The following is a 14,575-nucleotide window of genomic DNA, read 5'->3' as shown; positions in this document are numbered from 1 at the left end:
ATATGGATGAAAAAACAATTATGAAAAGCGAAGTAGCCGAATTAAAAAAAACACCGAAAAAGAAGGTGATCAAATGCGTGGTATGGGATCTTGACCATACCATATGGCATGGCATTCTTTTGGAAGGCGACCGGCTTGAATTGCGCCAGGGCATTGTTGATATCATTAAAACATTGGATAGCTGGGGCATCATCAATTCCATCGCCAGTAAAAACAACCCTGAGGATGCTATTCATATGCTGGAAAGCTTCGGTATCAGGGAGTACTTTTTGTATCCGCAAATTGGCTGGGGCTTAAAATCAAATGCGATCGGTAAAATAAAAGAAAAGCTGAACATCGGCATGGATGCCATTGCATTTATAGACGACCAGCCTTTTGAAAGAGATGAAGTATCCTTTGTTTATGATCAGGTTACCTGCCTTGACATTGATCAAATCGATAACATTCCTGAGATGTTTAAACCTCGTTTTATCACTGAAGAATCGGCCTTGCGTCGTAAAATGTATCAGGATGATGATATCCGTAACCAGGAAGAGCAGGAGATTGGTAACAATCGGCAGTTTTTAGAATCCTTACAGCTTGATTTTCTGATCCAACCGGCATCAATAAACGACTTGCGGAGAGTGGAGGAGCTCACCCTGCGCACCAATCAGTTAAATGCCACGGGTTATGCCTATACCTATGACGAACTGGAGCAATTGATCAAGTCGGCAAATCATCATCTTTTTGTGGCCGAACTGACAGACAAATATGGCTCATACGGCAAAATAGGCGTAGCCATGGTAGCCTGTGAAAATGATATATGGACGTTGAAATTACTACTGATGTCGTGCAGGGTAATGTCAAGGGGCGTAGGTGGTGTATTGTTAAACTACATCATGAACCTGGCTAAAGAAAACGAAAAAAAATTACACGCTGAGTTTTTACCAACCGACAGGAACCGGCTGATGTACGTTACCTACAAGTTTGCAGGATTTGCAGAAGCGGGAAAGCTGGAGAATGGTGGTGTGCTGTTGGTGCATCCTTTAACTGATTTTATCGCATACCCCGAGTATACAAAAGTTACCATAGGAAAATGAAAGATATCGCGATCATAGGCATTTCAGGAAGGTTTCCGGAAGCCAATAATTTAACTGAGTTTCGGCAAAATCTGATTCAGGGGAAGGACAGCGTACGGCTGATCTCTTTTGAAAGAAAATCGGCGACCTCCATCACCTTAAACAAAGAGTTTATGGGAATTGGCTTTATAGAAGATATAGACAAATTTGATCATAAATTTTTCAACATCTCAAAAGGCGAAGCCGAAAATATGGACCCACACCAGCGCATACTGATGGAGGTTGTTTATGAAGCCATGGAAAGTGCCGGTTATGATATTGACTTTTTTAATGGCTCGGAAACCGCTGTGTTCATAGGAGACACTGTACAGGACTATTATCAACTGGCCGAGCGCTTTGATCCCACATTGGTAACCGGAACAACCAGCGCCACTACCGCAGGCAGGATATCCCGTTTCTTTAATTTAAGAGGCAGTGCTGCCATGGTGGATACGGCCTGTTCATCCTCTCTGGTGGCTGTGCACATGGCTTGCAATGAGCTTTTTATGGGCGATGCAGATTATGCTTTGGCATGCGGTGTTCGGTTTATTTTATTCCCTGATGAAAAAAACGGAACTGTTGATCTGGGGATCATGTCGGCCGATGGTAAAACCAGGAGCTTTTCGGCTGATGCAGATGGCTCCGGAGCGGGCGAAGCTGTAGGTTGCGTGCTATTAAAACCGCTGGATAAAGCACTGATAGATAATGATATTATTTATGCCGTTATCAAAGGATCAGCAGTGAACCAGGATGCGCAGCTATCCGGAAGTTTGACTGCTCCCAGCAGCCAGGCCCAGGCCGAGGTTATTCAAAAAGCATGGAAAAAGAGCAAGGTCGATCCGGCTACGATCACCTATATAGAAGCCCATGGTAGTGGTACCAAATTGGGCGATCCCATTGAAATTGCCGGGATAGACCAGGCATTCAAAGGCATTACCGGCAACAAACATTTTTGTGCAGTATCTTCTATTAAAAGCAATATTGGGCATACCGGTGGAGCCGCCGGTATTTCTGGTTTAATCAAGGCGGTATTATCCCTTCAATATCAGGAACTATATCCCTCGGTTCATTTTGAAAAACCCAACCCATTTATCGATTTTAAAAACTCGGTTACCTATATTAATACCGGCTATAAAACCTGGGATGCTCCATTTCCGAGAAAAGTGGGTGTAAGTTCCTTCGGCCTTAGCGGAACCAATTGTCATGTATTGTTAGAGGAGGCACCAGCTATTCATTTAAAAAATAATCTTCCCGGAGAGCTTCTTTTCAATTTCTCGGCAAAGTCGGCCAATAGTTTAAATGCTTATCTGGATGACTTTTCAAAATATGTGATCCAAAATGAGGATAAGGCATTGGCCGATATCAGTTATACGCTGAATACGGGGCGCAAACATTATCAACACCGGGTTTCTATACTTGCTTCTTCACGGGAAGAATTAGTCCAAAAAATTAAAACACGGCCGGAAATCATCGCAGGGAAACCGCTAAAAAAATTGATCTTTATATTCTCCGGTGACTCTATCATAAGTGATCTGCTTTTAACAACCCTGTCAAACAATCATCCCGAATTAAATAGATACATTAAGGAATGTGCAGTACACTACACCGTCGCAAATGCTGCTATCAACCGGTTTGTACTTCAATATGCATTGTTCCGGTTTTTAGAAAAAATGGGAATAACCACCGAGAATTTGTTAGGCATTGGAACAGGGGATCTGGTAGTAGCAACCATTTTGAATGAACTATCGCTGGAAGATGCCATCAAACAATGCACTGATGATGAACCGCTGGCCAATGACATGGATAAAAGACTCATCAGTCTGGTTGAAAGGGAGGCAGAGGACGGTAAAGTAGCATTTGTTGAATTAGGTCCAATAGGTGCTTTATCGGGAGGTTTGCTTCAGTTAAATTATCCGGATAAAGAATTTCTTTACTCCGTTATTCATCTGGAAAACTCCCCGCTCGAAATCATACAAGCGCTGTATTTGTTACAATTCCCTATCAACTGGAATGCCTGTTACACTCCAGCAAATAGCAAGAAAGTGGCCTTGCCTTATTATCATTTTGAAAAAATAAGGTGTTGGTTAAAAGAACCTTTAAAACCGGAAAATTTTGATTCTCTTGATGTGCCAAAACATATTTCTGAAACAGAACCTGAAACCACCATCAACATTCAGAAAAATCAGGCTGTTATTCACGAGGGATGGTCGGCTATGGAGAAACGGATTGCAGCTATCTGGATAGATGCCTTAAAACTGGAAGAGCTTTCCCTGGATGACGATTTCTTTAAACTGGGTGGCCATTCTTTAATGGCAACTAAAGTTATTTCCATCATTGAAAAAGAGTTTGGAATTAAGCTGGTATTTAAAGATATTTTCACTTTTGCTACTGTAAAGAGCCTGGCCAAGGGTGTAGAAGAGCTCATAGCTAATGGTACGCAAAAGGCGTCTTATCAGGAAATACAACCCGCCCCTGTACAGGCTTATTATCCTTTATCCGAAGCACAACTACGCTTATGGCTGATAGCCCAGATGAGTGAGGATACAACGGCCTATAATTTGCCAACTGCGCTGATGCTCGAAGGCCAACTTGATGTGGATCGATTAGAAAATGCTTTCCGTACATTGATCAGCCGACACGAAAGCATGCGAACCAGCTTTCACGAGGAAAATGCCCAGCCTGTACAAATGGTGCATCAGGAAGTTACCTTCTCTATACAAACGGTCACGGGCAGCGGAGATCTGAATGAAGCATTCAAAGCGTTTCTTCAACCATTTGATCTGACACAAGCGCCCTTGCTTCGGGTCGGTCTGTTAACCATTAAACCCAACAAGTATTTATTGCTGCTGGATATTCATCACATTATTTCAGATGGTGTTTCATCCGCCGTTATCACCTCTGAATTGGTGAAGCTTTATCACCATGAGGAACTCCCGGAATTGAAGATCCAATACAAGGATTTTGTGGTATGGCAGCAGGAATTATTTGCAAACGGTTTTATGCGGCAGCATGAGCAGTTTTGGCTGCAACAGTTTGCTACAGGAGTGCCAGTATTAGAATTACAAACCGACAAACCCCGGCCAGCTACCCAATCCTTTAACGGTGATAAATTACTTTTCGAACTTTCTGCCGATGAGGTAAAAAACATCCAGACCATGTCGTCCGCAGCAGGTGTAACGCCATTTATGTTTTTACTGGCGGTTTATAATATCCTGCTATATAAATACACGTATCAGGAAGATATTGTGGTAGGTTCGCCTATTGCCGGCCGCTCACATAATGGCCTGGACAATGTTGTAGGCATGTTTGTAAATACCCTGGTATTAAGAAATAACCCGGCCAAAGAAAAAACATTTGTACAGTTTCTGGATGAGGTAAAAACCGGCGCATTAAATGCGTATGAGCATCAGGATTATCCTTTTGTTTTATTGGTTGAGAAACTGAACCTGAAAAAAGACCCTTCACGAAATTCATTATTCGATGTGATGTTCGTACTTCAGAATATTGCTTCACCAGAGATCAGACTGGATAAGGTAACCATCACCGACCACCCCATCAATACCGGGATAGCGCAATTTGATCTGCTGATGGAAATCAATGAAAGCAGAGACAATTGGCCCGTAAAAATTGAATATAACACTGCGCTGTTTGAGGCAGAAAGTATTTTGCTGATGAAAGAAAGATTCATCGCCTTATTGCATAGTGTTTTTGCAGGCCCTGATAAAACAATTGATGAACTATCTGTTAAAATAGCCGCTGATATGGTTAGCGAGCCTGATGATCTGGATATTTCGTTCAATTTTTAAATGAATTTAAAAAAGCCCCCTAACGCCATCTACCGAAATGAATAACGATAACGCCCTCCAACATAAAATTGCAATTGATTATTGGCTGGAAAAAACCGGACGATATGAACCTTCAGAAATTGCAGCTACAACAATGCTTGGCTCCACTCAGGCCAGACATTTTCAGTCGTTCATACTTCCCGGGGAAACAGCTGCTATCTTAAAAAAAATAAGTAACGATAAGGATGCCGGAATCTATGTGTTTTTACTTGCTGCATTAAATATTCTTATTCATCAATATACAGATGCTGCACATGTGCTGATAGCAAGCCCGGCGCCTGTATTGGCAGGTGAGTCAGCGATAATAGCCCCGTTGTTTTTAGAGACGAACATTGATGCAAAGGCCGATATCAGGCATTTACTTTCTACTTTACAAAAGGAACTAAAAGAAGCCAACCATCATAAAATATATCCCTTTGAAAAGTTCAAAGAAAAATTCAGCATCAATAACGGCTCAACATCTTCATTGTTTAATTGTTCATTTACTTATATCCCTTTTACCGGTAAAAATGAATTTGAAGAACAATCAAGGCTTTCCTTTGCTATTGACAAAACGGGCGAATCATTTGAAATAAAGATCGGATACACTGGTAATTATGCTGATTGGTTTATTTCCCAACTGGGCAATCATCTGATGCATATTGTGTTTTTTATAGCCAACAATCCCACAGAAGAAATAGCCGTAGTTCCGCTTTTATCTACAGATGAAAGGCGAAATATTCTAAAAACGTTCAATAGTACCGAGGTCGAATTTGCAGAGAGGGATATGTCTGTTATAGAAATGTTTGAAAAACAGGTATTGCAAAATCCGGAGCAAACAGCAATTCGGTTCAACGGAACTGAGATATCCTATCAAGGATTGCAATCACGGTCATTACAGCTGGCCAAGCTATTAAGGGACAACGGCATTCAAACCAATAACGTAGTAGCATTGATCTGCAACCGGTCGGAACATATGATCACCGGAATGCTGGGTGTGTTAAAAGCGGGTGCTGCTTATTTACCTATTGATGCAGATATTCCCGATGAACGCATTGATTATATTTTGAAAGATAGCTCCGCTCAAACCATCCTGACCACCAAAGACGTGCTGGCCTCAAAACCCCAGTTATTTGTCGATCATGCAAATAAGATCATTCTGTTGGATGATATAGCCGGCTCAACAGCTGTTGCTGATTTTAGTATAAAAAATACGCCCGACGATCGGGCGTACATCATCTACACATCAGGCTCAACCGGCAGGCCGAAAGGCATTACTATTTTGCACAAGGGCTTTGTTAACCTGGTGCTGGCATTCAAAAACTTATATGCCACCGGCTTTAATACAAATGACCGCTGCCTGACCCTGGCCAATATTGCCTTTGACGCAAGCGTGGGCGAGATCTATATGGCCTTAACAAGCGGATCAACACTGGTTATCCTGGATACGGAATATCTTTTTGATACCACCAAACTGGCCACTTTTATTGTACAGGAAAACATTACGTTTGCTTATGTACCTCCTGTATTATTAAAAGATCTTCATCGTGATTTAAAGCCCTTTGGTTCTGCAATTAAACTCAATAAATTATTTGTTGGCGTTGAAGCCATTAAGGATACTTTGCTTTATGATTACTGTACATTAATAAAGGACATTGATATTGTTAATGCCTACGGGCCAACAGAAACAACCGTTATCTGCAGCGCATTAAATTATAAACCACAAATCCCTGTAGGTGAAAATGTTTCTATCGGAACTCCCATTCCCAATTACCGGATATACATATTGAATAATGCCCTTGAACCCCTTCCGGCAGGGGTACCGGGGGAGGTGTGTGTTGCAGGGGATGGCGTATCGCACGGTTATCTAAATAACAGTGAATTAAATACGCTCAAATTTATAGATGATCCTTTTCACAAGGGCGAAAAAATGTTTAAAACCGGCGATTTAGCTAAATGGACGCCGGAAGGCAATATCATTTTTATTGGCCGAAAAGATAACCAGGTCAAGATACGCGGCTATCGGGTAGAACTTGGCGAAATAGAATCTGTTCTGGTAAACCATCCCCAAATAAAAGAAGCTGTTGTATGCGCCTTTGACGATGAGATGGGAAGCAAATATTTATGCGCCTATTTTGTGCCATTATCAGAAGTCGCGACATCCGAACTTCGAAGTTATTTATCAAAACTGTTACCCGAGTATATGGTGCCTCCCCGGTTTGTGGCCATTGAACAGATTCCCGTTACCGCCAATGGAAAAACCGACAGGAGAAAACTACCCCGCCCGGAAAGTGTGGAAAAAGTTATTGGGGCCCATGACTTATCCTCCAACGAGACAGAAGAGAAACTGGTATCCATATGGCAAGAACTGTTAAATGTTCGCCGAATTGGTGTGCATGAAAACTTTTTTGAATTAGGTGGTCATTCCTTGAAAGTGGCCAGGCTTATTTCCATTATTCTGCAGGAGTTTCATGTAGAAGTTCCCTTCAGGCAAATATTTACCTGTGGGTCCATCAAACGCCTCGCCGCATATATTGAAAAAGCAGAAAGATCGGTTCAATTTCAGATCCATCAGGCTCCGGTGTCAGATCGCTATCCTGCCTCATCGGCTCAAAGAAGATTATACCTGAGTTATCTTTTAAATAAAGAAGTAACCAATTACAATATGCCCCTGGCATTCGAGTTTAAGGGTACTGTTGATGTAAACAAGCTTGAAAAAGTTTTTAAAGAGATCATCGAACACCAGGAAGCATTCAGAACCAGCTTTACGGTTATTGATGGGGCTGTTGTTCAGGAAATATACAAAGAAGTTCCGTTTGAACTATCAGTCATACAAGCCGTTGATAACAATCCTGAGCGGCAGATACTCAATCTGATCCGTCACTTTGATTTGAGCCATGCGCCACTGTTAAGGGCATTTTTTATACAGAAAGCGGTTGACGAGTTCGTTCTGCTTATGGATATGCACCATATCATATCCGATGGCATGTCCATAGGCTTGTTTTTAACTGAATTTGCTAATGTGCACCGAGGACAATCGTTGTCGCCGTTAAAAATTCAATATAAAGATTACGCTTACTGGCTTGACCAGTACCGGAAAACATCGGCCTTTGAACAGCAAAAAAATTACTGGCTTAATACTTTTGCCGACAAGCAGAAATCTGCCGAATTTCCTTCCGACTATCCGCGGCCAAACGAACCAACGTTTGATGGGGAAAATGTTTTCTTTACTATTGATAAAGCCAAGGTATCTACTTTGCGAAAAACGGCTAATGACCAGGCAAGCACGCTTTTTCTGCTAACTTTTGCCGCGTATAAAATACTGCTGTATAAATATTCCGGACAAAAGAATATAATAGTGGGCACACCCGTGGCCGGACGCGTACATCCTGATCTTGATAGCATCATTGGCATGTTTGTGAACCCCCTTCCGATAAGAAACCAGTTAGAGCCGGAATGGTCATTCGCTGATTTATTGCTTCAGCTTAAAGACAGCTTTTTTAAGGCCCTGGATAATCAGTTATATCCTTTGGAGGAAATAATAGAAAGTATTGAGGCAGAAAGAACGCCTAACCGAAATCCCCTTTTTGATACCCTGTTTGCCTATCAGAACATTGGCTTGGAGGAACTACAAATGCCCGGATTTATTGTAAAGGCCCTAAATATCAATAATAGCGGCGCCAAGTTTGATCTTTCCGTAGAGGTACAGGAAGCCGGTGACGAATTGATAGTGGCTTTTAACTTTTCCAAAGACCTGTTTAAAAGATCAACCATCGAACAAATGGGCAGGCATTATCTTCATATTTTAACAGAAGCAGTCCAGTCGCCCGGAAAATCTATTGGCAGCATTTGTTTAATGGATAACAGTGACCAAAAGCAGCTGTTATCTGCAATTAACAACACGCAAAAGGCGGTTACCTACCATACCATTCATCAAATGTTTGAAGAACAGGCTGCCATAGTACCAGATGCTATCGCCGTTTCTTGTAATGGTTATACCTCCTCATATACGGAGTTAAATAAAAAATCAAATGAGTTGGCCGTTATTTTAATAAACAGCGGTTTACAAAAAGGAGACGTGGTTGCCGTGCTTGCAACACGAAATGAGCAATTGATCATTAACCTACTGGCCATATTAAAGGCCGGTGGCGTGTACTTACCGGTTGATCCCAACTATCCACTTGAACGTATAGCTTTTGTGCTGGAAGACACTGCCTGCGCTTATCTTTTGCAAACCACGGATATTACCGAACCTGTAGCCGCACTGATCGCAAAAAAACAAATCAGGATAATAGATCCAAATACAAAACTGATCAGTAAAAATCCTGAATTGCCTAAGGTTTCTGCAAATGACCATGCCTATATCATCTACACCTCTGGATCAACCGGAAAACCCAAAGGGGTTATGATTGACCATGGTTCCATCGTAAACTATATCAGCTGGGCCAATTCATATTATCTGAAAGGACAACCTGGCGCTATGCCTTTGTTTACTTCCCTTTCATTTGATCTTACCTTAACCTCGATATTTATGCCCTTGAGCACCGGTAATGAAATTGTGATTTACAACGGGGGGGAAGAAGGCTTACTGATTGAAAAGGTCATTGCCGATAACCGGGTTGATGTTATAAAACTCACCCCCGCGCATTTAAATATCCTGAACAATATAGAACCTTTTCCCAGGCAACCTAATAACAGGCTCAGAGCATTGATAGTGGGCGGCGAGACTCTGGATAGCCGGATATCTGCAGATATCTATCAAAAGTTCGGCGGTGAAATCACCCTCTTTAACGAATACGGGCCAACCGAAGCCACAGTGGGCTGTATGATCTATCCATTTGATCCGCAAGATCCATTTACAACGGTACCTATCGGTAAACCTATTGATAATACCAGGATCTATCTGCTGGATAATGACAACCAGCTTTGCCCACCGGGCATCATGGGCGAGATATGTATTGCTGGTGCAGGCCTGGCTACCGGTTATTCGAATCAGCCGGAACTCACTGACCAAAAATTCTGTACCGTAGCCTCGCTTTCAAATGAACGGATATACAGATCCGGGGATATGGGCAAGTGGCAGCCCGATGGTAATATGATCTTTTATGGACGCAAGGATGAACAGCTGAAAATTAACGGCTACCGCATAGAACCGGGCGAAATAGAAGTCATACTGCTTGATCACCCGGACATCAAAGAAGCAGTAACCGTTGTTATAGAAAGTAAGTCCGGAACCCAAGCTTTAGCAGCTTATTTTACATCCCCCCAATCCATTAATATTGTTGAGCTAAAAGCATTTTTAACAGCCCGGTTGCCTTCATTCATGATACCGGCCTATTTGATCCAAATGGATCGCTTTTCGCTCACCAATAACGGCAAAATCGATAAAAAGGCATTGCCACAGCCAATTGCATCAGTTACAGATGCAGCTATGGTTGCCCCCGAAAGTGAAATGGAAGAAGCACTATTGAAGATATGGAAAGATGTGCTGGAAGTAGATGAAATGGGCATAACTCAAAATTTCTTTGAATCAGGCGGACATTCCTTAAAGGCGCTGGTACTGGTTTCACGGATACAAAAGGCATTTCATATAGAGGTTTCCTTAAAAGATGTTTTCAATAACCCCACAGTAAAAACGTTGGCTGGATATCTAAGCAGCGCATCGGGCTTACGGTTCATTTCGATTAACCCAATAGCCAAACAGCCACATTACCCTCTTTCATCAGCCCAGAAAAGGATCTTTGTGATGAGCCATTTTCAGGGAGCTGAAATAAGCTATAACATGTACGCCGCATTTTGGGTTGAGGGTGACCTTAATGTGCAAAAACTGGAACATAGTTTTCAAATCCTAGTAAACAGGCACGAAACTTTAAGAACCTCATTCCGTATGGTGAATGATGAACCGGTGCAAATTGTGCATGACGAGATTGTTTTTCGGTTAAAGTATATGCAAGGTATTGAAGAAGATGCTGAAGAATTGGTCAAAAGCTTCATCAGGAAATTTGAGCTTGACCAGGCTCCCTTATTCCGGGCGCAGGTAGTTAAAGTATCTGACGACAGACATCTGGTGATGTTTGATATGCACCATATTATTGCTGATGGGGTTTCATTAGATATCTTTTTCAGCGAATTATGGCAGATATATTATGGCCACCAATTTCCTGAACTTATTATACAATATAAAGACTATGCAGCTTGGCAGCAATCATTTTTTAATACCGCTGCTATTGAACAACAAAAACATTTCTGGAAGAAGCAATTTGAAGGTGCCCTGCCTCAGTTGGATCTGCCTGCTGATTTCCCCCGTCCATTAGTTCAAACCTTTGAAGGAAGGAACTATCAGTTTGACCTTGATATCAATACCGTAGGGCGCATATCTGCTTTTATCAGCGAAAAAAAGGTTACCCTTAATATGTTTATGCTTGCGGTATATAATATTCTGCTTTCAAAATATACCTCGCAGGAAGATATCATTGTTGGTTCTCCGGTAGCGGGTCGTACCCATGCCGATCTGGAACCACTGATGGGTATGTTTGTAAACACATTGGCACTCAGAAATTACCCTGAAGCCGAAAAAAAATTTGAAACATTCCTTAACGATGTAAAAGAAAATGCGCTGGCTGCCTATGAAAACCAGGATTATCCATTTGAGGAGCTGGTTGAATCTCTTCAATTGAAAAGAGACACCAGCCGCAACCCATTATTTGATACCATGTTTTTATTTATGGGCCCTAAACCAGAGCCCGAAGAGCAGGAATTAAAGTTTAGTGCTTATCCGTTAAATGTTGCCGTTGCCAAATTTGATCTTACATTTGAAACTATTCAACTACAGGAAAATATCCGGTTCCTGATTAATTATAATACCGCCTTGTTTACCGCAGCCCATATACAGCGATTGGCCGTACACTTTATCAATATTATAAATCAGGTTTTAGTAAACCCGGAAATTCCTTTACAGCAGATTCGTTTGCCTGATCAACAAGAGACACGGGTATTAACCCAATTCGGCGGCATCGCCGGTAAAAGTACACCCCAAACCATTCATGGCTTGTGGAGTGATCAGGTATTGCGATATAAAACACGCATTGCCATAGAAACAGCTAATGAGCATTTAACATTTGAAGAACTGGATCAGCGGGCTTCGGCATTAGCCGCTCATTTGCAAAATACTTATACCATAAAAGCAGGCAGCAAAGTGGCCGTTATGTTACAACGGACATTAAACCTGCCGGTAACCTTGCTGGCCATACTAAAAGCAGGGGGCGCTTATATTCCAATTGACCCATTTTTTCCGCAACAACGCATCAATTATATCCTTGATAACAGTGAGTGCAGTTTGATCGTTACTGATCAGCAATCGGATTATGATATACCCGTATTTAACACTCTTAAAGAAAAAGTAGAGGCAGGTCATTTTCAGATCAACGATGTTGCGATCACCTCTTCGGATCTGGCTTATATAACCTATACTTCGGGTTCAACGGGCGCTCCAAAAGGAGTGATGATAGAACAAGGCAATGTGGTTTCGTTTACACAAAATCTTGAACCCGTTTTCGGGATAATACCTGGTGATAAAATTCTGGCTGTTACCAATATCACTTTTGATATTGCTGTACTGGAAATATTATGCAGCTTGCTTGCAGGGGTAAGCGTGGTGCTTGCAGATGATATGGAGGTTAACGATTTTGAAAAGATAGGCCACCTGATCAAACAGCAGCAAATAAATGTGTTACAATTAACTCCTTCCCGTTTTTTACTCTTGCAGCATACCCTCGGGACTGGATTTATATCGGGCATTAAAACTTTGTTAATTGGCGGCGAGGCTATGCCTATGGAGCTATTCCAAACGCTGAAAAACTTTGATAAAACCCGGATATTCAATGTTTACGGTCCTACAGAAACCTGTATCTGGAGCACCGCGGCAGAAATAATAAACGATAGGATCACCATTGGTAAACCTTTGGTCGACGAACAGATCCTCATTTTAAGCCCACATGGCAATCTGCAACCCATAAATATCCCGGGAGAGATATGCATTTCGGGCCCGGGTGTTGGGCGGGGTTATTTTAATAATGAAGGGCTAACTGCTGAAAAGTTTTTCAGGGATCCGCGGTTTTCGGCTGATCGGATTTATAAAACAGGAGATCTGGGCCGGTGGTTACCGGATGGCCGTATCGAGTATATAGGACGGATGGATAACCAGGTAAAATTAAGAGGCTATCGTGTTGAGTTAGGTGAGATTGAAAATACCTTACTCAAATTGGAGGGAGTTAAAATGGCAGCCGCTATTTTGACCGAAGCCAACAGGGAAAAGCAACTGGTTGTTTTCTATAATGCCGACAAAGAGCATCATAACGCAGAATTAAAGGCTTTCCTTGCCAACTACCTGCCCAATTATATGATACCCGACTTTTGTATTCATCTGCCTGCTATACCTCTTACAAGCAGCGGTAAGATAGATAGAAAAGCATTAGAGTCATTGGCCCCAAATCAATTTATGCCCGTACGCATCTATGAAGAGGCGATTGGCGCTATTCAAAAAAGCCTGGTAAGCATTTGGGAAGACGTTTTAAATGTGGATCGTATCGGAGTATCTGATAATTTTTTTGAACTGGGTGGCAATTCTATTAAACTGATCCAGGTATTAAACAAGGTTAAACGGGAATTAAATATTGATCTTCCCCTGGCAACTGCTTTTAAATATGCCTCTGTAAAAGAACTGGCGGAACACATCCGGGTAAGCGAAGCACTCGACAAAATGGAAGAGGAATTGCCTTATTCTGTAATAAACCCTGGATGCCAACAGATTATCTTTTGCTTCCCGCCATTTATTGGGTATTCTTTTTTATATACTGTTCTTGCAGACTACCTGCCAGACTATACGCTATGCTGTTTTCATTTTATAGAACGCGACGACAGAATGGAACAATATCTTCAAATAATGAATGAACTGCAGCCCAATCAACCTTTTGTTTTACTGGGTTATTCCGTAGGCGGTAATTTTGCTTTTGAAGTAGCTAAATACCTGGAAACAAAAGAACTGGAAGTATCAGACCTGATTTTAATTGATAGCTATAAACGATGGGATGCGGATAATAAAACAGATGAGGAACTGAAAAGTTCAGCCGATCTGCAATTGCAGAATATTGATCTGTCGATGTTTGGGATAGATGGAGAATATCTTAAAACGATTCGGGAAAGAGCGCTGGACAAAATGTTTAATTATTCGAAATTCATGAATGATAAAATGGATGAAGGATTGATCAACACACGGATCCATCAGGTCAAGTGTGAGGAAACGCTTGATACCGCCTCCAAAAACAGGAACTGGGAAGACAGTACTCATAATGGTTATTTAATTTATCAGGGTAAAGGAGCGCACCCTGTAATGTTGAACCCCGACTATGTATCTGCCAATGCAGCACATCTTCAGGAAATAATGCAGTTGGTTCGGTTAGAGTATAAATATTGAGCAGAAAAATAACAGCGGCCTGCTCCCTGGTTTGGGATAATCAGGTCGCTTTACAACCCTTTGTACATAACCATGGTGATGCAAGATCAAATGCGTTACGAATACGTAACAGTGAAATAATTTAAGATTATAAGATACCGACAATTAGGGGAATATATGCGCAGAGGCTCTTTCTGTTAAGC

At 41.7% G+C, this 14,575-nt stretch carries 3 protein-coding genes; all 3 read left to right on the top strand.

The window, feature by feature from the left end; translation table 11 throughout:
• Positions 1-2: 2 nt before the first annotated feature.
• Genes ACTJKG_RS10135 through ACTJKG_RS10125 form a run of 3 tightly spaced genes read left to right on the top strand, consistent with a single transcriptional unit; the run spans position 3 to position 14,393 of the window.
• Positions 3-1,079, top strand: a complete 1,077-nt coding sequence (locus ACTJKG_RS10135) for an HAD-IIIC family phosphatase (RefSeq protein WP_440739119.1) — start codon at positions 3-5, stop codon at positions 1,077-1,079.
• Positions 1,076-4,903 (top strand): condensation domain-containing protein, encoded by a 3,828-nt coding sequence (locus ACTJKG_RS10130; protein WP_440739118.1) that lies wholly within the window; start codon positions 1,076-1,078, stop codon positions 4,901-4,903. The genes ACTJKG_RS10135 and ACTJKG_RS10130 overlap by 4 nt, the downstream gene beginning before the upstream one ends.
• A gap of 37 nt (positions 4,904-4,940) precedes the next feature.
• A complete protein-coding gene (locus ACTJKG_RS10125; RefSeq protein WP_440739117.1) occupies positions 4,941-14,393 on the top strand; it encodes an amino acid adenylation domain-containing protein in 9,453 nt (3,150 codons plus the stop codon).
• Positions 14,394-14,575: the final 182 nt, after the last annotated feature.

This window comes from Mucilaginibacter sp. 22184 (genome assembly GCF_052045695.1).
In the GTDB taxonomy this organism is placed as follows: domain Bacteria; phylum Bacteroidota; class Bacteroidia; order Sphingobacteriales; family Sphingobacteriaceae; genus Mucilaginibacter.
This window is presented reverse-complemented; position numbering and strand designations above follow the sequence as displayed.